This window comes from Pseudorhodobacter antarcticus (assembly GCF_900110135.1).
GTDB classification, from domain to species: Bacteria; Pseudomonadota; Alphaproteobacteria; order Rhodobacterales; family Rhodobacteraceae; genus Pseudorhodobacter; species Pseudorhodobacter antarcticus.
This window is the reverse complement of record NZ_FOCO01000029.1, coordinates 16,149-38,832: the sequence shown is the minus strand read 5'-3', so window position 1 is coordinate 38,832 and position 22,684 is coordinate 16,149. Positions and strand designations below refer to the sequence as shown.

The following is a 22,684-nucleotide window of genomic DNA, read 5'->3' as shown; positions in this document are numbered from 1 at the left end:
GAGGCTATCCGCTATGCGCTCGGTCGCATGCCCAAGGCCCGGGCCTATCTTGAAAACGGCCAGCTCGAGCTGGACAACAACATCTGTGAGCGATCAATTCGGCCGGTGACTCTCGGCCGCAAAAACTATCTCTTCATGGGATCAAAGGGCGGCGGTGAAGCTGCGGCCATAGCCTACACGCTCATCGAAACCGCCCGCATGAACAAGGTAGATCCCGAAGCCTGGCTTCGCTGGGTTCTCGAGCGCGTTGCAGACCACAAGATGACCCGCCTCGAAGAACTCATGCCATGGAACTGGGCTGCCGAATAAGTCAACACCAGTCAGACCGGACGGATACGAAACAGCAGCGCTTCCATACCCTTAACCGGGTCGAAGAACAGCCCAGTCAAATTATGTCACGCGCAAGCGCCAAGACCGCCTTCAAGGTGATTAAGACAAACAGGCCCGGCAGGACCAAAATAAAAAAGAAATAATCAAGGAATGTGCGAGAGCCCTTTGTGGGCCTCCATCTGCCCTTTCAATCCACCATGGCTTGTTTTTTGCGCAGTCCAGTTCGGCATCCCGCAGTGCTGTTCAGCTAGGGTTTATCAGCGCATCGCACCCGCGAGCGGATCAAAAGTACGCAGGCAAAGCGGCGATTGCAAAACCATCAGCACATCACAAAAAACAGCGCGCGCCACCTGTAAATATCATCATTTGCCCTAGATACGGGAAATGAACACAGAAAGCCGATCAATGCCCACGCCGCCGCGCGTAAATGCTTATCAACCCAATGTGTCCCCCGTTCCTAGCAGCAGCTTTGCGCGGCTGGTCGGTTTGGGCGGGCTGGTCGCTGGGATTGGGGGGCGTTTGGCCGTGGGCGCAGTCCACCAAGTGGCATCGGGAAACCGTCCAAACCTGTCCGATTTGTTGCTGACCCCCACCAACGCCCGCAAGGTGACACAGCAGTTATCACAACTGCGGGGTGCAGCGTTAAAGATGGGTCAGCTCATCTCTATGGACACGGGTGATTTTTTACCGCGTGAGGTGGCGCAGGTCTTTGCACAGTTGCGCGCCGACGCTGACCATATGCCCCCCCAGCAATTGCGCGGCGTGCTGGACACCGCATGGGGCAAAGGTTGGATAAGCCATTTTGCGCGGTTCGATGTGCGCCCCATCGCCTCCGCTTCTATCGGGCAGGTCCACCGCGCACAGACCAAGGATGGCCGCGATCTGGCGATCAAGGTGCAATACCCCGGTGTGCGCGGCAGCATTGATGCCGATGTATCAAACGTGGCCGCCCTTTTGCGCCTGTCGGGCATGGTGCCGGGCGCATTAGACCTTGCGCCAATGCTGGCCCAAGCACGCGCGCAACTGCATGAAGAGGCGGATTATCTGCGCGAAGGGGCGCAACTGGCGCAATTTGGCAGCCTTTTGGCACAAAACCCTGCGTTTTTGGTGCCAAAACTGCACAGTGACCTAAGCAGTCCGAACGTCTTGGCGATGGATTTCATTGACAGCCACCCGATTGAAGATATGGCCACCGCCCCCCAAGCTGACCGCGACCGTGTCATCACCCTGCTTATCCGCCTGATCATGGATGAATTTTTCCGTTTTAACCTGATGCAAACCGACCCCAACTTTGCCAATTTCCGCTTTGCCCCCGTGACCAAGCAAATCGTTTTGCTGGATTTTGGCGCGACCCGGTCGTTCAGCCCCGATCTGGCCCCACAGTTTCGTGCCATGCTGGCCGCCACAGACCGCGTTGCAATCGACCAATCCGCGCGCGCCATTGGCTATTTTGACACGACAACCGCCCCCAACATGCAAACCGCTCTCGTTGATATGATGCAAATGGCATTGGCCCCCCTGCAATCGGACCAGCCGTTTGACTTTGCAACCACCGATCTTTTGCACCGGCTGCGTGACCGCGGGCTTGCGTTGGGCACGGGCGGCGATTTCGCGCATGTCCCCCCGATGGAGGTGCTGTATCTGCACCGCAAAGCCGCCGGGCTTTTCCTTTTGGCCCACCGCCTTGGCGCACGCATCCCCTTGGCCCCCCTATTGGCAGAATATCAATGACACCCACCCGCACCGCCGCCTTGCAACACCTGACACGTTTTACCCCACAGATGGCAGGGGATTACACCGCCCGGCGCAATTATGACTTGGGCGCACAGTCCACCGTCTCGCGACTGTCGCCCTACCTGCGCTGCCGTCTGCTGACCGAGGCCGAGGTGATCGCCGCCGCAATCGACCAACACGGTGCTAAACCCTGCGCCAAGTTTATCGACGAGGTGATCTGGCGCAGCTATTTCAAAGGCTGGCTGGAACTTCGCCCCAGCATTTGGCGCGATTATGCCGATGGCATTGCCAGCGATCTTGCAAATCTGACCCATGATCAGCGCAAAATTTACACCCAGACAACACAAGGTGACAGCGGCACCCCTTGCATGGACATTTGGGCGCAGGAATTGGTGCAGAATGGCTATTTGCACAATCATGCGCGCATGTGGTTCGCCTCAATCTGGGTGTTAAGCTTGGGCCTTCCGTGGCGGCTGGGCGCGGATTTTTTCATGCAGCATTTGCTTGACGGTGACGCGGCTTCAAACACATTGGGCTGGCGCTGGGTGGCGGGTTTGCACACGATTGGCAAAACCTACCATGCGCAGGCCGATAATATTGCCACCTTCACCAATGGGCGCATCACACCCGATGCCGCCCAAGTGGCCCATCGCCACTCCGGGCCAACGGCCATGCCGCTGCCCCAACCCGTCCCTTTGCATGCGCACTTAAATCCAGACCCACATCGCCCCAGCCTCCTCCTCCTCTCCGACCAAGATTGCAGCATACAGGATTTTGACCTTGGCCGGGTGCCCCTCGTGGGCACCTTGGCCTTGACCACCAGTCACCTGAAATCCACCCACCCCGTCGCCCCATCTGTACACGCGCTTGAGGCGGGCGCACTGATGGATGCCGCCCAACGCATAGGCGCCCCCGATACCGCCCTTTTGCCTGCCCTCGATCCCATCACGCTGATCGCACACGCCAAACAATGCGGCGCACAGCAAATCATCACCCCTTTTGCGACCACAGGCCCCATGCGCGATTGGCTGCACGCCGCAATGCCACAGATCATCGCCGCTGGCCTGACCTTGGCAGAATTGCAGCGCCCGTGGGATGCGATGATATGGCCCGATTGCACCGCAGGGTTTTTCAAAGTGAAGCAAAAAATCCCCCATTATCTGGCAGCGCCAAACATGCTGCCCCCTGCCACAAAGGACCAGCCATGACCCAAACCCCAACTTGCGCCGTTTTCTACGATGGATCCTGCCCTTTGTGTTCCGCCGAAATCGCGGTCTACCGCGACCAAGACAGCGCAGGCGCATTGACGTGGGTTGACGTCTCACAGCCGGCCAGTTTGCCAGAAGGCATGACCCAAGCCGCCGCAATGGCACGGTTTCATGTGATGACACCCGATGGTCAGATTTTGTTGGGGGCCGCGGCCTTTGTGCGGGTCTGGCGCGCCTTGCCGGGCTGGCGTTGGTTGGCGCGCCTGTCCGATCTGCCGGGAATGCTTTGGGTGATGGACTTGACCTATGATGGGTTTTTGAAAATACGCCCCTTCACGCAAAGGCTGTTCGCCCGCCTGCGCCGCACCGCCAAAACAGGCAAAAAGTCGTGAAGCTGCACCTGAATTGGGGCTTTGTCGCCGATGGTGTGATGGGTGGTTTGTCCACTGGCACCCTGCACCATGCGGTGGTCAATGGCCGCCCTGCAGCCGTTTTGCAAGGGCAGGTGTCGTTGGAAAATAACGGAGGGTTTGTGCAGATGGCCACTTATCTGCACACAGACGGAACCGCGCTAGATGCCAGCGCTTGGGATGGAATTGCGCTGGATGTCTGCGGCAATGGCCAAACCTATGATCTGCGTTTGCGTACAGATCAATTGACCCGGCCTTGGCAATCCTTTCGCACGGCCTTTTCGACCTCCCGCGAATGGCAGACGGTCCATATCCCGTTTGCTACACTTACGGCGCATAAAACCGACAGCCTGTTCAACCCCACACAACTGCGCCGCATCGGGGTGCTGGCCATAGGCCGCGCCTTTGATGCTGACGTGGCGGTTGCAGCCGTGCACCTGTACAAATCCACAAAAGGCCCCGAAAATGAATGACACCCCAAAGCTGCCACCTGAACATATCAGCGACCCGGCGCACATTAGTGACATTGTGCAAATGGCGCTGTCCGATCATATCGGCTTTGCCGATATAAAACGCGAATACGGGCTGAATGATGCGCAAGTCAAAGCGCTGATGCGCACCACCCTGAAACCGGGCAGCTACAAAGCGTGGCGCAAACGGGTGCGCGACTTTGGCGACAGACGCGCCGTCTATAAATGACCCCGCAGCGCACGCGCCGCTGGACATTGCACAGCACCTAAGGTTCACTGGCCAAAGCCTTTTCGCCCAACCCGCGGGCACAGCCATTGGCGCGGAACCTATACCTGATGATCACCTTCATCCACAGCTCTGACCTGCATCTGGGCAAACCCTTTGGCCGCTTTCCCGAAGATGTGCGCGCACGCTTGCGCCAAGCCCGCGCTGATGTGCTGCCGCGTCTGGCCACCCTCGCCCGCACGCACAATGCCAGCCACATCCTGCTGGCAGGCGATACGTTTGACCAAACCACCCCCAGCCCGCAGGTGATCCGCCAAGCGCTGAACATGATGCGCGCGGCTGAACATGTGACTTGGGTGGTGATGCCCGGCAACCACGACCACGCCAACGCGACGGAACTGTGGCGCCAAATTGCGCAAGATGCCCCCCCCAATGTCGCCGTGCAACTGGCCCCCACCCCCTTTGCTTTGACGCCCCATGCCACCTTGCTGCCCGCCCCGCCTGCGGAACGCCACCCCGGCCGCGACCTGACAGATTGGTTTGATGATGCAGCCACGGGCGATGCGCTGCGCGTAGGGCTTGCGCATGGCTCCGTCACCGATTTTGACAGCAGCGAAGAAGGCGGGTCCTCCGTCATCGCCCCCGACCGCGCCCGCCGCGCAGGGCTGGCCTATCTCGCGCTTGGCGATTGGCATGGGCAGCTGCAAATCGGGCCGCAAACGTGGTATTCCGGCGCGCCCGAGGCCGATGGTTTCAAACACGACAAGACGCCCGCTGCGCTGTTGGTGCATCTGCAAGGGCCCACCGCCCCGCCGCACATCACGCCCTTGCCAACAGGAACCATCCACTGGCAGCGCTCCCGTTTGGACCTGACGGGCATGACCGATATAACCGTGGCACATCGCACCACCCTGCCCCCTTTGCCCGCCCGCGCCTTGACGCTGTTTGATTTGAACGTGGCAGGCTATATCGGCCCCTTGGACCGCTTTGCATTGGACGCCAGCATCACCAAAACCGCCGCCGATTTTCTGTGGCACCGCGCCGACCTGTCGGGCTGCCGGATGACCCATGACACCAGCGATCTGGACGCCCTCGACAGCCAAGGCGCCTTGCGCGCCGCCGCCACCGCATTGGCAGTCGAGGCGGCAGACCCAAACCTGTCCACCGAAACCCGCGCCACAGCCCAAGATGCGCTGTCCCATCTATTTGCCGTCGCATTGGAGGAATAGGTGAAAATCCTTGCCCTCCACTTGAGCAATGTGCGCAAATTCACGGGCCAACGCGCCTCCATCACCGGGATTGGCACAGGCATCACGGTGCTATCCGAGGCGAATGAGTTTGGGAAATCCACCTTCTTTGACGCCATCCACGCGCTGTTCTTTGAAAAATACAGCACCGCGTCAAAGCCCGTAAAATCGCTGCAACCCTATGCGGGCGGCGGCGTTGAAATCTCTGCAGACATCGCCACCGATCAAGGCGAATTTCGCGTCGAAAAACGGTTCTTGGCGCGTAAATCTGCAAAAGTGACCCGCCTGTCCGATAACACGACCATCGCCCAAGATGATGAGGCCGAACGCTGGATCGCCGCCCTTTTGGGCAGTGCCAGCGATGGGCCCGCAGGATTGTTGTGGGTGCGCCAAGGTCTTGTGGGGTTGGAACCCGACACCGCCCGCGAAAAGACGCAAGCGATGGACGCGCGGCGCGACTTGTTATCCTCGGTCGCGGGCGAAATTGACGCTATGACAGGCGGCCGGCGTATGGACCGCGTAATGCGGGCCGTGGCCGACGCGTTGGGCGACCTTGCCACACAACGCGGAACCAAAAGAGGGGTTTGGAAACAAGCCGCCGATGATGTTGCAGCGCTAGAGGCAGAATTTGCGACAGTAAATGCCCAAGTTACCGCCTTGAACGCGGCATTGGTCGCGCGCAAACAGGCGGAATCCACCCTAAACCGGCTGGACAGCCCAGAGGGTAAAACCCGCCGCGACACGGCCCTTGCCTTGGCAAAAACCGCCCTTGATGCGGCCCGCGCCCATGCAGGTTTGGTGACGGTGGCCCGCCAAGACCACGATCTGGCCGCGTTGCACACAAAGGCCACCCGCAACGACCTTGACAGTTTTCTTGCCGCATTAGATGGGCTGCAAACGGCACAAACCTTTGTCAACAAAACAAAAACAGCGTCTGATCAAGCCAAAATTGACACTGCGACGCGCAAGCTGTCCTTGGACCACGCAGCGGCCCAGCACCAAACAGCCTTGACCGCCGTGGCCATCGCGCGGGCAGCGCTGGAAGATACGCGGGTGCAAATCACCGCGCGCAAGGCTCGCAACGATGCCGCCCTTTTGACCACGCAAATCACCAAGGCCCAGTCCATCTCAACCGAACGTGACACGGCCAACGCGGTGGTCAAGGCGTCCGGTGCGACACCAGCGTGGCTGCAAAAGGTCGAAACCGCTGCGGCAGATGTGGCCCTGCACACAAACGCTATCTCGGCCACTGCAACCACATTGCGCGTCACCTATGACGCCGCCGCGCGCATCACACAGAATGGCGCAGACCTGCCGGCCAACCAACCTATCGTGCTGGAGGGGGAGACGGTGCTGCGTCTGCCCGGGATCGGCCAAGTATCAATTTTTGCCCAATCGGCAGGGCCACAAGTAAAGGCCACGCTTGCAGCGGCGCAGGTTAAACTTGATGGATTGTTGGCCCAAACGGGTGCAACCGACGTGCCAGATGCCCGTCGCATCGCCGCAATCCGCGCCCAAGCGCAGATACAATTTGACCGCGCCCAAGGCATCCTTGACGCGCTTGCCCCCGCTGGCATCGCAGCACTGCACAGCGCCAAAGCCGAAGCAGATCTGACTGCATCAGCGGCGCATGATGCCCCCCTTCCCGCAATTGCAGATGTGGATGCGGCGGTGTCTCAGGCCGAAACCGTTGCAACCGCCGCCCAAATCCTATGGGCCCAAGCAGACTGCGACCATACAGCCGCCCGCGAAAACGCCATAAAGGCCGAGGCGGCCGCAGACACCGCGCACGCCCGACTTGACCACGCCAGCACCAACGCAGGCCCAGCGGAAAGCCATGACAGCCAGCGTGCAGATCTGCTGCGCCGCCACGCCCAAACCGACGCCGCCTTGATCGACACACACACAAAGCTGCAAAGCCTTATCGCCGCCGCACCCGACATTGATACTGCGCAGGCCGAATTGGACCGTGCCGAAGCGGCGATCAAGGCGGCCCAAACCGAACGCGCCCAAGTCAGCGAACGCCGCGCGGCCCTTTCCTCGCAAATCCAAACGCTTGCCGGAAACGGGATTGAGGAACGCCGCGACGATCTGGCTGGCCAACTTGATACCGCCCGTCTGGCGGAGGCGCGGCTGGCCCAAAAGGCCGCCGCCCTGACCCGCCTGCAATCCGCTTTGGAAGCGGAGCGCGTGGCCGCACGCGACCTCTATTTCGGGCCAATCCAAGAGGCACTGAAACCCCTTTTGTCCATCCTGCACAGCGATGCCGCCTTGCGCTTTGACAATGACAGCTTGCTTCCCAATGGTCTTTCGCGCGCCGATACCGACGAACCGCTGGAGGATTTATCGGGCGGCACGCGCGAACAAATCGCCATTCTGACGCGCCTCGCCTTTGCCCGCCTTTATGCGCACCAAGGCCGCCACATGCCGATCATTTTGGATGACGCGCTGGTGTATTCAGATGATGATCGCATCATCAAGATGTTTACCGCCCTGACCCGCGTGGCCAAAGACCAACAAATCATCGTGTTTTCATGCCGCCAATTGGCATTTCAAGATTTGGGCGGCACCCGCCCCAAATTTGAGGTGACACCCCTGTAATCGCGTCCCCATCAACGCTCAACCCGCCGCCGCCTCAATCAAAATGGCGCGAAAATCATTCACATTGGTCAAGGTGGGGCCTGTTACAACCTGCCCGCCAATGGCTGCGAAAAAACTGTGGGCATCATTGTGGTCCAACATCTGTTGCGGGTCCAACCCAATGGCACGCGCGCGGTCCAGCATGCCCGGCCCGATCACGGCCCCCGCAACCTCTGCCGCGCCGTCCACCCCATCGGTGTCACAGGCCAGCGCATGTACCCCATCAACACCGCCCAAAGCCAGTGCTAACGCCAAGCAATACTCGGCGTTCGGTCCGCCAATACCATCCCCGCGGCGCGTCACCGTCACCTCTCCGCCCGACAACAAAAGCAACGGCCGTGCCCCCGGCGCACGGCTTGCCCGCGCCTCTAAGGCCAGCTTGGCATGGGCGCGCGCAACGTCCCGCGCCTCCCCCTCAATGGCATCGCCAAGGATAACCACCTCAATGTCCTGCGCCCGCGCGACATCGGCGGCGGCCTGTAACGATTGGGCGGGGGCGGCATAGATATGATTGGTGACACGCGACAGCCGCAGATCATAGGGCGCAATCACACCGGATGGCCGCGACAGCGCCGCGATCACGCTGGCTGGGACCGTGATCTGCCATGCCGCCAGCACGTCTTGGGCGTCTTGCGGTGTCGTTGCCACGCCAACAGTCGGGCCCGACCCAATAAAGGCAGGATCATCCCCCGGCACATCGGAAATCATCAAACACAGCATCTGTGCAGGATGGGCCACTGCCGCCAATTGCCCGCCCTTAACCCGGCTTAGGTGTTGGCGCACTATGTTCATCTTGTCGATCGGCGCACCCGATGCCAGCAGCGCCGCGTTGACCGCTTGCTTCTCAGCCAAACTCACGCCGACCGAAGGGGCGCACAACAGCGCCGATGCCCCGCCCGAAATTAGGGCCAAAACGAAATCATCCGCCTCGCACCCCGCCAGAAAATCCAGCATCCGCGCCGTGGCCACCTGCCCCGCCACATCCGGCACCGGATGCGCCGCCTCCACAACCTCAATCCCCTGACAAGGCCGTGCATAGCCGTAGCGGGTGATCACCAACCCCTCACAAGGCCCCCACGCCGCCTCCACCGCTTCGGCCATGCGCGCGCTGGCCTTGCCGGCCCCAATCACCACCACGCGCCCTGCAGGTTTGGGCGGCAGATGCTGGCTTAGGCTGCGCATGGGGTCCGCGCGCGCGACCGCAGTGGCAAACAAATGTTCCAACAGCGTGCGGGGATCGGTCACAGCCATGTGCGATAATCGCTGACAAGCAAATGCGTGGGCGCCACATCTTCCTCAATCGACGCAAATCGCCCGATAGGCTCACGAAAGATATTGTCGGTTTCGTCGTCGTTTACCGTCGACACTTCACCAATCAAAACATCGCCGCCTTCACCCCAAAACGCATGCCAATCACCGGGCATCAGGGTCACACTTTCGCCCGGTGCCAGCCGCAGCTTTTCCCCCGGTGCAAACCGCCGCTGGATACCATCACAAAACACCACACCGCCCCGATCTGGCGCAAAGCCACCTTGATCATCGGACCCGAACAATTCCACCACCAGTGTGGCCCCGCCCCTGTTGATAATATCTTCGGCCTTCAGCAAATGGGTGTGCATCGGCGAAAGTTGATCTTGTTTTGATATCAACAGCTTTTCTGCGTAACACATGCCGCCACCCCGCTGCAGATCCGCCAACCGCCCATTGCGCAGGGTGAACAAAAATAACCCCATTTGGTCATATCGCCCCGCGCCATAATCGGTAATGTCCCAGCCACACCGCGCAGCAATCACATTTTGCGCCACAGGCGCATGCGCCTTGAACTGGTCCGGGGACCACGCCGCAAACGGCGGCAACACACAGCCATGATGGCGGATCATATCCCCGGATTCGGCCATAATTTCATTGATGCGGGATCGTTTCATGGCGCTGCTTTTTCCAAATACTGCGTCATCGCCGGGCGATAGGCGACCAACTCTTGCGCGACGGCGTCAAAGGTTTGCAAACGGTCAAAATACGCCTGAACACGTGCGGGCCACACCATGGGCAAATCCAATGCCGCTTCGAACGCCTTGATCCACGCAAACGTCACCGCAAATCCGCAATCGCAAATCCACAGTCGCGTCGGGTCCAAAGGGCTGGTGGACAAAAGCAAATCCAACGATGCCAGATGTTTGGAGATCAGCCCGCCACCCGCCACGACTGCCCCCCCATCGCGGGTTGCATGTGCCACTTGCGGATACATCGCGCGGACCGCAGGTTCCAGCCGTGTGTCGTGAAAGCGGCTCAACTCGCGCGCTTTGGCCCGGTCTTGGACGCTTTCGGGCAGCATGGGCACGGCCCCAAACGCCTCATTCAGATATTCGGCAATCGCCTCGGAATCCGCCAGCATAAACCCGTCATGGACCATCGCAGGCAAATTGCCCGATGGCACAATCGCGCGATATTCGGCGGAACCATAGCCACCCGGCGGTGGCAATTGAGTAAAAGGGATCGCCTTATAGGCCATCAAGATGCGCAGCTTGGCGCAATAGACCGCCACGGGAACCGAATAGATTGTCAGCATAAAGCACTCCGCCCAAAAAGGCAGGGACCAAGGCGGCCCCTGCCCCGCCCTGTCACTTGGCGACTTGCCACTTCACAGCCAGCTCATCAAAAAAGCCTTGCTCGGCCTTCAGCGCGATCCATGTGTTGACATAGTTGATCCACACTTGGTCTGCCTGTGGCATAAGCATGGCCACGGGGGTGGGCGACCGGCCTGCATCCACGGGCACGATCATCAACTGGTCATATTGGGCGACCAGCATGTTCGCCTCCACGTTTGAGGTGATGCTGGCATCGGCGCGGCCTGCAAGCACTTCCTGGAAATCACGCGCAGGCGCTTCGACAATGCGGTGGGTCGCATTGGGGAAATACTGCTTTACTTGGCTTTCTTGCGTGGTGCCCAGCGTGGCCGCCACAGAAACATCCGCTGCATTCAGCGACTCCCAGCCTGTAAACCGCGCCGCATTTTCTTTCAGCGTCAAAGGCACCGTGACCAGCGAGAAATAGCTGTCCGAAAACCCCGCCGCCTTGGCGCGTGCCGCCGAAATCGACGCAGACCCCGTGATGTGGTACTGCCCCGAGGTGACCCCCGCGACCAGCGTTTTCCAGTCCGTCGGCACAAATTCCACCGTGACGCCCAAATCGGTCGCCATGGCCGTCATCACATCAATATCAAAGCCTTTATAGGCGTTGGTCGCGATGTCGCGCACCGTCATCGGGTTCCAATCGCCCGTGGTGCCAACCTTCAACACGCCGCTTGACAGAATGTCGTTTAACGCTGATTGAGCATGGGCTTGGACCGTGCCTGCCGCCAAAACAGCCACAGCGGCCGCGATTTTCAAAAATTTCATGGGTTTCCCTTCCAGTTCATTCGCTACACATAGGTGCATTGCGGCGATTGGAAATGCAATCCGCTTGCGAAAACGCGACAGCGCGGTGTTTTCAGCCGTGCGTTGATCAACTGCAAAGGTGCCCACTATGGCCGATCCAATTATCCAAATGCAAAACGTCTCCAAATTCTTTGGCGACTTTCAGGCGCTGCGCGATGTGTCGCTGGATGTGGCAAATGGCGAACGTGTGGTGATCTGCGGCCCTTCTGGTTCGGGAAAATCCACATTAATACGCTGTATCAATAGGTTAGAGGCGCATGAGGCAGGCCAGATCACTGTGGGTGGCACGACGCTAACCGATGCCCCCGTCGATCTGGAAAAAATTCGCGGACAGGTTGGCATGGTGTTCCAACAATTTAACCTGTTCCCGCATCTGACCGTGCTGGAAAATCTGTGCCTTGGTCCGCGCCGCGCCTTGGGCCTGACGGACGCCCAGGCCCGCGACCGCGCGCTGATGTACCTGACCCGCGTGCAGATTCCCGATCAGGCCGATAAATTCCCGCGCCAATTGTCGGGTGGCCAGCAACAGCGCGTTGCCATCGCGCGCTCACTTTGCATGGAACCGCGGATCATGCTGTTTGACGAACCCACCAGCGCGTTGGACCCCGAAATGATCGCCGAGGTGTTGGACGTAATGACCGAACTCGCCGCATCGGGCATGACCATGATTGTCGTCACCCATGAAATGGGGTTTGCGCGCCGTGTCGCCGACCGCATCGTGTTCATGGACAAGGGTGAAATAGTGGAGATTGGCACGCCCGAAGCTGTGTTCACCGCACCCAAATCACCTCGGTTCAAGACCTTTTTGAACCAGATTTTGAACCATTAAGGGGCCACCATGTTTCGCATCCTCACGCTCCTGTCTTTCACCCTCCTCCTCTCCGGCTGTTCCGGCAACTGGGGATGGTATGTGGTGGACCCAACCACGCCCACGGGCATGACCAACCTCAAATTCATGGCCAGCGGGGCCTATAACACCATTTTGATGTCGGTCACCGCGATCTCAATTTCCGTGGTGGTGGGCCTGCTCGTTGCCCTACCCGGCCTTTCCACCAAGCGCGGCTGGCGCATGTTCAACCGCACTTACGTGGAAATCGTGCGCGCCGTCCCCATTCTGGTGCTTATCTTGTGGGTCTATTACGGCCTGCCCACACTGTCGGGCATCACGCTGAACGTGTTTTGGGCAGGCGTGCTGGCGCTTGCCCTCAGCGACAGCGCCTTTCAGGCTGAAATTTTTCGCGCAGGCATCCAATCCATCGCGCGTGGGCAGTATGAGGCGGCACAGACCATATCCCTGAACTACCGCGACACCATGCGCTACGTCATCTTGCCCCAAGCAATCCGGCGCATCTTGCCTGCCTTAGGCAACCAATTGGTTTACATGTTGAAAATGTCATCACTGGTGTCGGTGATCGGGATGCAGGAATTGACCCGCAAGGCCAACGAATTGGTCGTCGTCGAATACCGCCCGCTGGAGATTTATACGATTTTGGTGCTGGAATATCTGGTGCTGATCCTGATCGTCTCGACCGGGGTGCGCTGGCTGGAACGGCGCCTAAAAGCGTCCGACACCGCGTAAAATCAACCGGGGGCGGCCATCGGCAACCATCGCCCCCGGCCCGGTTTGGCGACCACGCAACGGTCCGCCACAATCACGTCCCCGCGCGACAAGACGGTCACGGGCAACCCGGTCACGCTTATCCCCTGATAGGGGTTATAGCCCGCATTATCATGCAAATCATTCGCCCCATAAGTGTGGCGCAGCATTGGATCCCACATCGCCAAATCCGCATCATACCCCAGCGCAATCGCACCTTTTCCCACCAGCCCAAATGCCTGCGCAGGTGCCGTCGCCGTCACTTGCGCAAACGCCATCAACCCCATCCGCCCCCGGCTTACCATCGCGTCAAACATCAAAGGCAACCGGGTTTCCAACCCCGGCATGCCGTTGGCGATCTTGGTGAAAGGTGCATCCACCCCATGCGCAAACTTGCCCGATGCATCCATCCGGTACGGTGCATGATCGGACGTGACCATCCCAATCGTGCCCTCCGCCAGCGCGTCCCACAGTGCCGCTTGGTCCGCCACCGCGCGCGGCGGCGGCGAACAGACAAACCGCGCGGGGTCATCGCGCGCATACACATCCTCGGTCATAAACAGATAATGCGGGCAGGTTTCGGCCAATACCTGCACGCCGCGCGCCTGCGCCGCCTGCACAATATCCGCGCCTTGGGTGGTGGAGACGTGGAAAATCACAATCCGCGCGCCCGTATATTCGGCAAAGTGGCACATCCGCTCAATCGCCTCCACTTCGGCGGCGCGGGGGTGCGACTGCGCGTGATAACGCGCGCCCGTCTGGCCCGCCGCCACCAGCGCCGCCGTGGCATGACGGATCAACCCATCGTTTTCCGCGTGAAAACAGACCACTCCGCCCGCATCCCGCGCCAAAATCAACAGATCAAGGATGGATTTATCATCTTGGCGCACTTTGTCATAGGTGGTGAACACCTTGATCGACCGATGCCCCTGCGCGATCAGCGCCGGAATGTCCCGTTCCAAATTGCCATTCCCGGTGTCGGACACAATCATATGAAACGCATGGTCAATCAACGCGCCACGCGCCGCCAACGCCGTGTAATCCCGAACCACCCCATCCATCATCCGCCCCGGATGCTGCGCCGCGAACGATACGGTGGTCGTCGTGCCCCCCATCGCTGCCGACCGCGTGGCGGTTTCAAACGTGTCCGCGTTCATCAACCCCGCACCCGAGATTTGTTCGATATGGCAATGGCTGTCCACGCCGCCCGGCACTACCACATGCCCGCACGCATCAACCTCTGCGCAACCACCACGCGGCAGCCTATCCGCGATGGCCGCGATCTTGCCGTCTTTTACGCCAATATCAACTTGCGCAATCCGGTCCGGCAGCACCACGGTCCCGCCCCACAAAATCAGATCAAAACGCATATCGGTCATGGCGGGCCTCATCGGTGACATGCCCCAACCCTAGCCGCCACAAGCCCATATGCAAGCGCACAATCATGCGCGGTTGGTATGCGCCATGACCCAAACCGCCGCCAACCCCACCAGCATCACCAGCAACGCCGCCGGCGCTGCATCGCCCAAGCGTTCAAGGCTTGCCTGCTCATACACCCGGGTGGCGAGTGTGTTGTAATTAAAAGGGCGCAACAGCAAGGTTGCAGGCAACTCTTTCACGCAATCCACAAACACCACCAAAAGCGCCGTGGCAACCGACCCGCGCATCAAGGGCAAATACACCTCGCGCAGCGTGCCACTCGGGCCCCGCCCCAGCGACCGCGCGGCCATTGGCAGGGACGGTGATACCCGCCCAAACGCGGCATCCACCGCCCCCTGCGCAATGCCAAAAAAACGCACCATATAGGCCAGCACCAGTGCAAACGCTGTGCCTGTCATCACCAATCCAGGGTCATACCCTGTCAGCCCCAAAATCCCGTCTGCCAAATGATGGTCCATAGCGGCCAGCGGAATCAACACGCCCACCGCAAGCACTGTGCCTGGGGCAGCATAACCCACAGACGTCAACGGCAACACCAATCGCGGCACACCGCGCCGCGCCATCCGCACGCCATACACCAAAAACAGCGCGCCCCCCACGGTCAACACCGCGGCCACACCGCCCACCACAATCGTATTGCCCAACGCGCCCAACAGCCCCGGCGACACCCAAGCATCAGGCTTTTTGACCGCGTGCCCCAGCATCACAGACACTGGCAACACAAACCCAACCCCAAACGGGATCAAACACGCAAAAGTCGCAGCCCAACCCTTTGGCCCCGTCAATTGCTGCGGGGCAAGGGGACGCGAGGCCCGCGACATGCCGTGAAACCGGGCGTTGCGGCGGCTCACCCGCTCCACCCCCAACAGCATCACGACCAGCGCAAGAATGACCAGCGATATCTGCGCCGCCCCCCCGGCGTTGCCACCGCTTAACCAGACCGAAAAAATCCCTGTGGTCAGGGTCTGTACCCCAAAATGGTCCACCGTGCCAAAATCGGCCACCGTTTCCATCAGGGCCAGCGCCACGCCCATCGCAATGGCAGGCCGCGCCAGTGGCAACCCCACCCGCCAAAACATCGCCCAAGGTCCGGTGCCCAGCGCGCGCGCCACCTCATAGGTGCAATTGGATTGCTCGCGGAACGCAGCCCGCGCCAGCAGGTAAACATAAGGGTACAAGGCCGCTGAAAGCACCAGCACCGCCATTTCCCGCGTGCGCACGCCCGGAAACCAGTAATCGCGCGCATCCGTCCAGCCAAAACCAGCCCGCAACGCCGTTTGCACCACGCCCGAATAATCAAAGAAATCAACCAACGCATAGGCCCCGACATAGCCCGGAATTGCCAATGGAAACAGCAGCGCGTAATCCAGCCAACGGCTGCCCGCAAATCGGTACATCGACACCAACCACGCGGCCCCCGTCCCCACCAAGGCCGTCAAAACCCCAACCCCCAGCATCAAATACAACGTATTGCCCAAATAACGCGGCAACACCGTCGATATCAAATGCGGCCAAATGTTTTCCACCGGGTGAAACGCCAGCCAAATCACACTAGCCACCGGGGCCAACACCAACAGCGCAATCAACCCAGCCCCCAGCGACCAAACATCGGGCACCAGTCTGCGCATATGATAGGCCAACGGGCGGCCCATCTGAGGATGTTGAGTGTTTTGCTTGGTCATGAACCACTCGGTACAGGAAAGCGGTTTAACTGTCCAGAAAAGCAAGTATAGTCTCGCCAAATGGCCGCAGCGCGCCTGCGGCCCCACTATCCACAGCGGAAGGCCTTAATGCGCATTGTTTACCACCTCGGCGCCCATTGCACGGATGAAGAGCGGCTGCTGCGCTGCCTTTTGAAAAATCGCGGTTTGCTGGCAGAGGAAGGCATCATCGTGCCCGGCCCTGCCAAATACCGCACGTTGCTGCGCGATACGGCCATGACCCTGAAAGGCCAGCCAGCACCCCCTGAAACCCAAGCAATGGTGCTGGAACAAATCATCTCTGAAACCGATGTGGACCGGCTGATCCTGTCGTGGGACAACTTTCTGGGCTATGCTCAAGGCGCTGTGCGGCGCGGCATCTACAGTTCCGGCGCGGAACGCATGGCCGCCTTTTGCAAAATATTCCCCAATGCGGAAACAGAATTTTTCATCGCCATCCGCAACCCCGCCACCTTTGTCCCCGCCGTATTCCAAAAACAGCACGGCCGCGCGTATGAAGAGTTTATGGACGGGGTGGAGGTGGAAACCCTGCGCTGGTCCACATTGATTGAAGCGCTGCGCACCATCAACCCAGATGTGGCTATCACCGTTTGGTGTGATGAAGATACGCCGCTTTTATGGCCGGAAGTGTTGCAAGCCGTATCTGGCCACAGTGATGACATCACCCTTGTCGATACCGATGATCTGCTCGCTTCGATCATGACAGCCGATGGGATGCAGCGCATGGCATCGTACATGGCAACACATCCACCCCAAAATGCAGGGCAACGCCGCCGTGTGGTATCCGCGTTTCTGGATAAGTTTGCACAAGCAGACCAAATCGACGTCACCATCGAAATGGATGGCTGGTCCGAAGAATTGGTCGCCCGCATGACCGATGCTTATGACCAAGACGTGGCACGCATTATCGCGATGGACGGGGTGAGTTTTCTAAGTCCCTAAAAGGGGCCTCACCCCGCACGCAGGCTTACTGCATACCCAGTGCGGTTTTGTACAATTCCAAAACCGCTTCTTCTTCGGCAATGTCGTCGGGCTTGCGCTTGCGCAGCGCCACAACTTTGCGCAACACCTTGGTGTCATAGCCCCGGCCTTTGGCCTCTGCCATAAGCTCTTTTTGCTGTTCGGCAAGGTCACGCTTTTCGGCGTCCAACTGCTCCAGCCGTTCAATGAACGCGCGCAGCTCGTCGGCGGTGACGGAATATTGGTCGATGGGATCGCTCATCTTTGCCTCATGCATAGGGGAACCTTTTCCTAGCCCGGCAGAGGGGCGCTGTTCAAGCGTCCCTTTTCAAAAACAGTCCCTGACGCAGATAAATCCAGCGTCCAAGCAGCTATTTGCAGACCAACACAGGGCCGCGCCCTTGCCAGATGCAACACGCTCCGCTACGCGCTAGGCAAAAGCGTGGTTTGCAAAGGGGTAATCGAATGGACATCTTGATCTGGATCGGCGCTGCCATATCGCTGCTGGGCGTGGCGGGATTGGGTTACTGCGTTCTGCTGGCCTTGCGTGCCCGCAATTCCGGCTTGTCGGAGGATGAAAACCGCGCCAGCCTGCAAAAAGTGGTCGCCTATAACATGGCTGCGCTGGGTGTGTCTGCCTTGGGGTTGATGCTGGTCGTCGTGGGCATCGTGCTGGGTTAAGCGTCGTTCAGATCGGCCAGCGAAATCCCTTGCCGGATCAGATCATCCAACAATGGTGCAGGCGTCCACAGCGTCGGATCATCACCCGCCCAGCGGTGTAAATCATCGCGCAGCACCAACAGCCCGCGCTCTTGCGCCCACAACATCGGCCCACCACCCCAGCGCGGAAATCCCAATCCCGTGATCATCGCCAAATCAATGTCAGACGGACGCAGCGCTTTGTCCGCGCCAATCAGCCGCAATCCAGCATTGGCCAGCGCCCCCAACACCGGCGCCGCATCACCCTGAAACAAGTCTAGCGCTTGTGACTTGCTCAGATCACTGTCTTGCGCCATGCCCCAACGCGCCATCAGGTCGATCACGGCCTGCCCGCCGGGCCCCGCCTCTAACCAATCCATCGCACCGCTTAACGCTTGGGCCAAACCCGCCGTCAGGCCTGCGCCCTGCCCTTGCACCACCAGCCGCCCCATCCGCTGCAAAACACCCAGCACCGTTGCAATCGCCTCATCCTGCGTGCCTTGGGTGACCAAAATTTCGGCCAACGCGCCGTTGCGGGTGGGGGGCGGCAACACCAGCCCCAGCGCCCGGCTGCCCCCATCCCCAACCCGCCCTATCGTGACAATCGGCGCACCAGCCTTGACCGAAACACTGGGCACCTGCGCGCCTGCCAACCGATAAGCGCCGGTCACAAACAAAATATCAGCGGCATCGCCATCCCCGCCCGGCAAGGCAGGCACCAACAAATCCCACTGCGTATCATGGGCGGCTTGGCTTAACTGCCCCGCTGCCAGATCTGCGCCCAAACCAAGGGCAATCGCCTCCAACCCGTCGGTAAGCGCGGTTGCGTTGCGGTCCACCAAAGCCACGTTATACCCAGCGCGCAGCAAGCCCCGCGTCAACATGACCGCATCAGGCCCCGACCCAAGCACGGACACTTGCGCCACAAGGTTGGCCTTGGCTTTTGCGCCCGGCATCCGGCCCGCGCGGCGTTCCGCAAAGAACACATGGCGCAGCGCCACGGCCTGCGGCGACATGACCAACCCGTCAAACGCGGCGCGCTCAAACGCAAGGCCTTGGTCAAAGGGCAGCAGATACGCCGCCTCTACGCAATCAATAATGCGTTTGGGTCCCGGCAACGGCCCATCCGCCTGCGCCCGCCGCGCAGTCGCCACGGCCGCGAAATATGCCTTGGGGTCGCGCATCCCATCGCGGCGATCCCGCGTGGGTACAGGGCGACCCGCAGCGGTCATGTGCAGCGCCATCGCAATGGCCGCAGCCTCTAAATTCTGCTCAACAACATTGTCCAGCAGGCCCAAGGCCAACCCCTCCACCGCCGGAATGACCTTTCCCGAAATCATCAGCCGCAAGGCCTGTTCCGCGCCAATCAAGCGCGGCAAGCGTTGTGTGCCCCCCGCACCCGGCAAAATCCCCAAACCAACCTCCGGCAGCCCGACCCGCGCATCGGCCAGTGCCACACGCCCATGCGCCGCCAGCGCCAATTCCAACCCGCCACCCAGTGCTGTGCCATGCAAGCCCGCAATCACCGGCTTGGCGCTCGCCTCAATCACATCACACAAATCCGACAATGCGGGCACCTGTAACGGTTTGCCAAATTCCGCAATATCAGCCCCTGCGCAAAAGGTCCGCCCGCGCGCCAGCAAAACCACTGCCCGCACAGGCGCGGTCGCATTGGCATAAGCAATCCCTGCCGCCAACCCCGCACGCAGACCATGGCCCAGCGCGTTGACGGGCGGATTGTCGATCCACAAAACCAAGGCCGCACCGCGCGGCTCAAGCGTTACAAATGGTCCGGTTTCGCTGGGCGAATGCGCAATTTGCATGGAAACATCCAAAATCGGCAGGCCCCGCGCCCGCGCTTGGCCCAATTATTCGTGCTGGGGCCAAGGTTTGCAATCTTAAACGGGATAATGCGCGCCCGAATGGGTCAAAACACGCCAAAGGCCGGTATTCAAACCGGCATGTTGTCAAACATCGCTTCGATTTCATCATCCGTCAGCAGCGGCTTTTGCGCTGACAGCGCCGCCCCCGGCATCAAGGCCATCAGCCCTTGCATCTCATCAAACAGACCTGTCAACGGGGCGGCAGGCGAATTGGCCGCCGTGGCGGTTGCCGCGTTTGTGGTATGTGTCTTGATAGGGTCATCCATCGGTGTCGTCCTTTCAAAGCCAATAACAGGTGTTCGATACAGCCGCGGAATCACGGTAAAACGAGGTACAGGCAACTGCGGCGAGGCGAGCCGCTTAATACCCTATCACCCCCTTTTGCGCATGGCCTTGACCCATATCAATCTGATTGGCCCTCTACTATATATTCAAAACTTGCAATATGAAAAACACCTGCTATATGATAAGCCAGACATCGCCAAACAAGAGGTTGCCATGCCCCCCCTTATCCACGCCTTTTTTGATGAGGCTACAAATACGCTGACCTATCTAGCCCGCGAACCCAATGGGATCGCCTGCGCGATCATCGATTCGGTGCTGGATTTTGATTATGCCTCTGGGCGCACCGACACCCGCTCCGCTGATGCGGTGGTGGCATATGTGCAAGGCCACGACCTTGATCTGCAATGGATCCTCGAAACCCATGTCCACGCCGATCACCTGTCAGCTGCCCCCTATATTCAGGAACGTCTGGGCGGCAAAATCGGCATCGGGCAGAATATCAAAGTGGTCCAAGACACCTTTGGCAAAGTGTTCAACGAAGGCACGCAGTTCGCGCGCGACGGATCACAGTTTGACCAACTCTTTGCCGATGGCGACAGCCTGATGATCGGGCAAATGCGTGTGGATGTCATGCACACGCCCGGCCATACCCCCGCCTGCCTGACCTATGTCGTGGGCGATGCGGCCTTTGTCGGCGACACGCTGTTCATGCCTGATTTTGGCACAGCGCGCTGTGATTTTCCAGGCGGCTCCTCCGCCAACCTGTACGATTCCGTGCAAAGAATTCTGGCCTTGCCCGATGCCACCCGTATTTTTGTTGGCCATGATTATAAGGCGCCAGGGCGTGACGATTTCGCGTGGGAAACCACCGTGGGCGCGCAAAAAGCGCTGAACATCCACATCGGCGCGGGCAAATCCAAGGGCGCGTTTATCGCCATGCGCGATGCCCGCGATGCCACACTGGCCATGCCGCGCCTGATCATTCCGTCCTTGCAAATCAACATGCGCGCGGGCCACATGCCCGAAGCCGAGGATAACGGCACCCGCTATCTCAAAGTGCCTCTCAACGGCCTGTAACCCAAGGAAAATGATGATGGAAATGGATTGGATCTGGGGCTTGATCGGCGGCCTGATGATTGGCGGTGCGGCGGCGCTGTTTTTGCTGGTGAATGGGCGCATTATGGGGGCATCGGGCCTCCTGGGCGGGCTGGTCGACGGGTCGGGGCGCGAAACATCAGCCGAACGCATCGCCTTTATCGCGGGGCTGGTGGCCGTGCCTGCCGTTTTGGCGCTGTTGATGGGCGACGCACAAACCAACATCACCACAAACCCAGTCGTGATCATCGCCGCAGGATTGTTGGTTGGCATCGGCACGCGGCTGGCCAATGGTTGCACCTCGGGCCACGGGGTCTGCGGCATCTCGCGCCTGTCGCTGCGCGGCATTGTCGCCACGGTGTTTTATTTGTTGGCAGGCGGGTTGATCATGGTCACCTTCCGCCATGTCTTGAGGGTGATCTGATGCTGCGTAACCTTTTTGCCCTGCTGGCAGGCGGTATCTTCGGTGCGGGCCTGCTGGTGTCCGGCATGACCGACACCACCAAGGTCCAAGGCTGGCTGGATGTGTTCGGCGCATGGGACCCCACCCTTGCCTTCGTACTAAGCGGCGCGATTATGCCCATGGCGATTGCATGGCGCGTGGCGGCACGCCGCAAAACATCTCTCCTCGGCACGGCCATGCCGGGCAAACCAGACCCCAGACTGGGCGCAAACCTTGTCACCGGATCCGTGCTTTTTGGCATGGGCTGGGGCCTTGCGGGCCTGTGCCCCGGCCCCGCCATGGCGTCCCTGACCTTTGGCGGTTGGGGGGGCGCGCTCTTTCTAATTGCGATGGCGGCAGGTATGCTAGCTGCACCACCCATTCGCGCCCGCATCACACAGTTTGAAGCAGCTTAAGGACCAAATATGGACATTCGCGCCCTCACCCCCACCTATGCCGTTTCTCCGCAAATTGATCTGACCGATCTGGCGGCGATCAAGGCCGCAGGGTTTACCACTGTGATCGACAACCGCCCCGATGGGGAAATCCCGCCCTCGCACCACGCAACCGCCATGCAAACGGCGGCGCAGGCAGCGGGCCTGGCCTTTGTCATCAACCCCATCATCGGCGGCATGATGACGATGGACAACGTGACCGCCCAAGCCGCCGCGATCACCGCATCCAGCGGCCCCGTACTGGCCTACTGCGCGTCCGGCAACCGATCATCGGTGGTGTGGGCGTTGGCCCATGCGGGCCAAATGCCCACCGATGACCTGATCGGCATCCCCGCCCGTTTCGGCTATGAACTCGGAGGATTGCGCGATCAGTTGGACGCGATGGCCGCCAGCCGCTAACCATCTTAC

The 22,684-nt window shown here is 60.0% G+C and carries 25 protein-coding genes; 16 read left to right on the top strand and 9 right to left on the bottom strand.

The genetic code is table 11. The annotated features are described in order from the left end of the window. The 8 genes from BMY36_RS13595 to BMY36_RS13560 form a co-directional block, all read left to right on the top strand. A partial coding sequence (locus BMY36_RS13595; protein ID WP_139194056.1) for a transposase domain-containing protein occupies positions 1-309 on the top strand: 309 nt, incomplete at its 5' end. A gap of 465 nt (positions 310-774) precedes the next feature. After that, positions 775-2,061, top strand: a complete 1,287-nt coding sequence (locus BMY36_RS13590; RefSeq protein ID WP_231579797.1) for an ABC1 kinase family protein — start codon at positions 775-777, stop codon at positions 2,059-2,061. Next, entirely contained in the window at positions 2,058-3,272 is a 1,215-nt protein-coding gene (locus BMY36_RS13585; protein WP_050521259.1) for an FAD-binding domain-containing protein, read from the top strand. The genes BMY36_RS13590 and BMY36_RS13585 overlap by 4 nt, the downstream gene beginning before the upstream one ends. Next, positions 3,269-3,664 (top strand): thiol-disulfide oxidoreductase DCC family protein, encoded by a 396-nt coding sequence (locus tag BMY36_RS13580; RefSeq protein WP_050521260.1) that lies wholly within the window; start codon positions 3,269-3,271, stop codon positions 3,662-3,664. The genes BMY36_RS13585 and BMY36_RS13580 overlap by 4 nt, the downstream gene beginning before the upstream one ends. Beyond that, on the top strand, positions 3,661-4,155 hold the full coding sequence (locus BMY36_RS13575) for a CIA30 family protein (protein ID WP_050521261.1): 495 nt from the start codon (positions 3,661-3,663) through the stop codon (positions 4,153-4,155). The genes BMY36_RS13580 and BMY36_RS13575 overlap by 4 nt, the downstream gene beginning before the upstream one ends. After that, complete coding sequence (locus BMY36_RS13570) at positions 4,148-4,381, top strand: DUF2805 domain-containing protein (protein WP_050521262.1); 234 nt, start codon at positions 4,148-4,150, stop codon at positions 4,379-4,381. Before BMY36_RS13575 ends, BMY36_RS13570 begins: the two co-directional genes overlap by 8 nt. Positions 4,382-4,488: 107 nt before the next feature. Continuing rightward, the gene (locus BMY36_RS13565) at positions 4,489-5,607 is read left to right on the top strand and encodes a metallophosphoesterase family protein (RefSeq protein WP_050521287.1); all 1,119 of its coding nucleotides are present in this window, start codon (positions 4,489-4,491) and stop codon (positions 5,605-5,607) included. Next, positions 5,608-8,226 (top strand): AAA family ATPase, encoded by a 2,619-nt coding sequence (locus BMY36_RS13560; protein WP_082224967.1) that lies wholly within the window; start codon positions 5,608-5,610, stop codon positions 8,224-8,226. Between the two features lie 18 nt (positions 8,227-8,244). On the opposite strand, the gene BMY36_RS13555 is transcribed toward BMY36_RS13560, so the two are convergent. The 4 genes from BMY36_RS13555 to BMY36_RS13540 are packed head-to-tail and all read right to left on the bottom strand — an operon-like array spanning position 8,245 to position 11,660. After that, the gene (locus BMY36_RS13555; protein ID WP_050521264.1) at positions 8,245-9,516 is read right to left on the bottom strand and encodes a glycerate kinase type-2 family protein; all 1,272 of its coding nucleotides are present in this window, start codon (positions 9,514-9,516) and stop codon (positions 8,245-8,247) included. Beyond that, positions 9,507-10,190, bottom strand: coding sequence for a D-lyxose/D-mannose family sugar isomerase (locus BMY36_RS13550; RefSeq protein WP_050521265.1), 684 nt, complete (start codon positions 10,188-10,190; stop codon positions 9,507-9,509). The genes BMY36_RS13555 and BMY36_RS13550 overlap by 10 nt, the downstream gene beginning before the upstream one ends. Beyond that, positions 10,187-10,831, bottom strand: coding sequence for a glutathione S-transferase family protein (locus BMY36_RS13545; RefSeq protein ID WP_050521266.1), 645 nt, complete (start codon positions 10,829-10,831; stop codon positions 10,187-10,189). Before BMY36_RS13545 ends, BMY36_RS13550 begins: the two co-directional genes overlap by 4 nt. Positions 10,832-10,883: 52 nt before the next feature. Then, entirely contained in the window at positions 10,884-11,660 is a 777-nt protein-coding gene (locus tag BMY36_RS13540; RefSeq protein ID WP_050521288.1) for a transporter substrate-binding domain-containing protein, read from the bottom strand. A 127-nt stretch (positions 11,661-11,787) separates the two neighbouring features. Here BMY36_RS13540 and BMY36_RS13535 point away from each other — a divergent pair, with 127 nt between their 5' ends. Beyond that, the gene (locus BMY36_RS13535) at positions 11,788-12,528 is read left to right on the top strand and encodes an amino acid ABC transporter ATP-binding protein (RefSeq protein WP_050521267.1); all 741 of its coding nucleotides are present in this window, start codon (positions 11,788-11,790) and stop codon (positions 12,526-12,528) included. A gap of 9 nt (positions 12,529-12,537) precedes the next feature. Continuing rightward, positions 12,538-13,278, top strand: a complete 741-nt coding sequence (locus tag BMY36_RS13530) for an amino acid ABC transporter permease (RefSeq protein WP_050521268.1) — start codon at positions 12,538-12,540, stop codon at positions 13,276-13,278. 2 nt (positions 13,279-13,280) lie between these two features. Here the strand turns inward: BMY36_RS13530 and hydA are convergent, their stop codons facing one another. Both hydA and BMY36_RS13520 read right to left on the bottom strand, forming a co-directional pair. Next, on the bottom strand, positions 13,281-14,675 hold the full coding sequence (gene hydA / locus BMY36_RS13525; protein WP_050521269.1) for a dihydropyrimidinase: 1,395 nt from the start codon (positions 14,673-14,675) through the stop codon (positions 13,281-13,283). 63 nt (positions 14,676-14,738) lie between these two features. Further along, complete coding sequence (locus BMY36_RS13520; protein ID WP_244888674.1) at positions 14,739-16,364, bottom strand: ABC transporter permease; 1,626 nt, start codon at positions 16,362-16,364, stop codon at positions 14,739-14,741. 162 nt (positions 16,365-16,526) lie between these two features. Between BMY36_RS13520 and BMY36_RS13515 the strand changes: the two genes are divergently transcribed. Beyond that, positions 16,527-17,399, top strand: a complete 873-nt coding sequence (locus BMY36_RS13515) for a hypothetical protein (RefSeq protein ID WP_074818808.1) — start codon at positions 16,527-16,529, stop codon at positions 17,397-17,399. Between the two features lie 25 nt (positions 17,400-17,424). Here the strand turns inward: BMY36_RS13515 and BMY36_RS13510 are convergent, their stop codons facing one another. Continuing rightward, on the bottom strand, positions 17,425-17,679 hold the full coding sequence (locus BMY36_RS13510) for a DUF2312 domain-containing protein (protein WP_050521289.1): 255 nt from the start codon (positions 17,677-17,679) through the stop codon (positions 17,425-17,427). 203 nt (positions 17,680-17,882) lie between these two features. On the opposite strand from BMY36_RS13510, the gene BMY36_RS13505 reads away from it, so the two are divergent. Further along, on the top strand, positions 17,883-18,098 hold the full coding sequence (locus BMY36_RS13505) for a hypothetical protein (protein ID WP_050521272.1): 216 nt from the start codon (positions 17,883-17,885) through the stop codon (positions 18,096-18,098). Here BMY36_RS13505 and BMY36_RS13500 read toward each other — a convergent pair. Together BMY36_RS13500 and BMY36_RS13495 are read right to left on the bottom strand one after the other, a co-directional pair. Continuing rightward, positions 18,095-19,939 carry an enoyl-CoA hydratase-related protein gene (locus BMY36_RS13500; protein WP_139194055.1) on the bottom strand — a complete coding sequence of 615 codons (1,845 nt, stop codon included), beginning with the start codon at positions 19,937-19,939 and terminating at the stop codon, positions 18,095-18,097. The genes BMY36_RS13505 and BMY36_RS13500 overlap by 4 nt on opposite strands. Before the next feature lie 128 nt (positions 19,940-20,067). Continuing rightward, the gene (locus BMY36_RS13495) at positions 20,068-20,265 is read right to left on the bottom strand and encodes a hypothetical protein (RefSeq protein WP_050521274.1); all 198 of its coding nucleotides are present in this window, start codon (positions 20,263-20,265) and stop codon (positions 20,068-20,070) included. 232 nt (positions 20,266-20,497) lie between these two features. Between BMY36_RS13495 and BMY36_RS13490 the strand changes: the two genes are divergently transcribed. Genes BMY36_RS13490 through BMY36_RS13475 form a run of 4 tightly spaced genes read left to right on the top strand, consistent with a single transcriptional unit; the run spans position 20,498 to position 22,675 of the window. Next, positions 20,498-21,361, top strand: coding sequence for an MBL fold metallo-hydrolase (locus BMY36_RS13490; RefSeq protein ID WP_050521290.1), 864 nt, complete (start codon positions 20,498-20,500; stop codon positions 21,359-21,361). Positions 21,362-21,377: 16 nt separating this feature from the next. After that, positions 21,378-21,803, top strand: coding sequence for a YeeE/YedE family protein (locus BMY36_RS13485; protein WP_050521291.1), 426 nt, complete (start codon positions 21,378-21,380; stop codon positions 21,801-21,803). Then, a complete protein-coding gene (locus BMY36_RS13480; RefSeq protein WP_050521275.1) occupies positions 21,803-22,237 on the top strand; it encodes a DUF6691 family protein in 435 nt (144 codons plus the stop codon). Before BMY36_RS13485 ends, BMY36_RS13480 begins: the two co-directional genes overlap by 1 nt. Positions 22,238-22,246: 9 nt before the next feature. Next, positions 22,247-22,675 carry a protein tyrosine phosphatase family protein gene (locus BMY36_RS13475; RefSeq protein WP_050521276.1) on the top strand — a complete coding sequence of 143 codons (429 nt, stop codon included), beginning with the start codon at positions 22,247-22,249 and terminating at the stop codon, positions 22,673-22,675. Positions 22,676-22,684: the final 9 nt, after the last annotated feature.

Excerpts from the sequence above, each read along its gene's own strand:
- BMY36_RS13545 (WP_050521266.1), bottom strand. The coding sequence starts at position 10,831 with ATGCTGACAATCTATTCGGTTCCCGTGGCGGTCTATTGCGCCAAGCTG.
- BMY36_RS13480 (WP_050521275.1), top strand. The coding sequence starts at position 21,803 with ATGCTGCGTAACCTTTTTGCCCTGCTGGCAGGCGGTATCTTCGGTGCG.
- BMY36_RS13555 (WP_050521264.1), bottom strand. The coding sequence starts at position 9,516 with ATGGCTGTGACCGATCCCCGCACGCTGTTGGAACATTTGTTTGCCACT.
- BMY36_RS13565 (WP_050521287.1), top strand. The coding sequence starts at position 4,489 with ATGATCACCTTCATCCACAGCTCTGACCTGCATCTGGGCAAACCCTTT.
- BMY36_RS13505 (WP_050521272.1), top strand. The coding sequence starts at position 17,883 with ATGGACATCTTGATCTGGATCGGCGCTGCCATATCGCTGCTGGGCGTG.
- BMY36_RS13535 (WP_050521267.1), top strand. The coding sequence starts at position 11,788 with ATGGCCGATCCAATTATCCAAATGCAAAACGTCTCCAAATTCTTTGGC.
- BMY36_RS13500 (WP_139194055.1), bottom strand. The coding sequence starts at position 19,939 with ATGCAAATTGCGCATTCGCCCAGCGAAACCGGACCATTTGTAACGCTT.
- BMY36_RS13550 (WP_050521265.1), bottom strand. The coding sequence starts at position 10,190 with ATGAAACGATCCCGCATCAATGAAATTATGGCCGAATCCGGGGATATG.
- BMY36_RS13520 (WP_244888674.1), bottom strand. The coding sequence starts at position 16,364 with ATGCGCAGACTGGTGCCCGATGTTTGGTCGCTGGGGGCTGGGTTGATT.
- BMY36_RS13495 (WP_050521274.1), bottom strand. The coding sequence starts at position 20,265 with ATGGATGACCCTATCAAGACACATACCACAAACGCGGCAACCGCCACG.
- BMY36_RS13475 (WP_050521276.1), top strand. The coding sequence starts at position 22,247 with ATGGACATTCGCGCCCTCACCCCCACCTATGCCGTTTCTCCGCAAATT.
- BMY36_RS13490 (WP_050521290.1), top strand. The coding sequence starts at position 20,498 with ATGCCCCCCCTTATCCACGCCTTTTTTGATGAGGCTACAAATACGCTG.
- BMY36_RS13585 (WP_050521259.1), top strand. The coding sequence starts at position 2,058 with ATGACACCCACCCGCACCGCCGCCTTGCAACACCTGACACGTTTTACC.
- BMY36_RS13580 (WP_050521260.1), top strand. The coding sequence starts at position 3,269 with ATGACCCAAACCCCAACTTGCGCCGTTTTCTACGATGGATCCTGCCCT.
- hydA (WP_050521269.1), bottom strand. The coding sequence starts at position 14,675 with ATGACCGATATGCGTTTTGATCTGATTTTGTGGGGCGGGACCGTGGTG.
- BMY36_RS13530 (WP_050521268.1), top strand. The coding sequence starts at position 12,538 with ATGTTTCGCATCCTCACGCTCCTGTCTTTCACCCTCCTCCTCTCCGGC.
- BMY36_RS13515 (WP_074818808.1), top strand. The coding sequence starts at position 16,527 with ATGCGCATTGTTTACCACCTCGGCGCCCATTGCACGGATGAAGAGCGG.
- BMY36_RS13540 (WP_050521288.1), bottom strand. The coding sequence starts at position 11,660 with ATGAAATTTTTGAAAATCGCGGCCGCTGTGGCTGTTTTGGCGGCAGGC.
- BMY36_RS13510 (WP_050521289.1), bottom strand. The coding sequence starts at position 17,679 with ATGAGCGATCCCATCGACCAATATTCCGTCACCGCCGACGAGCTGCGC.
- BMY36_RS13485 (WP_050521291.1), top strand. The coding sequence starts at position 21,378 with ATGGAAATGGATTGGATCTGGGGCTTGATCGGCGGCCTGATGATTGGC.
- BMY36_RS13570 (WP_050521262.1), top strand. The coding sequence starts at position 4,148 with ATGAATGACACCCCAAAGCTGCCACCTGAACATATCAGCGACCCGGCG.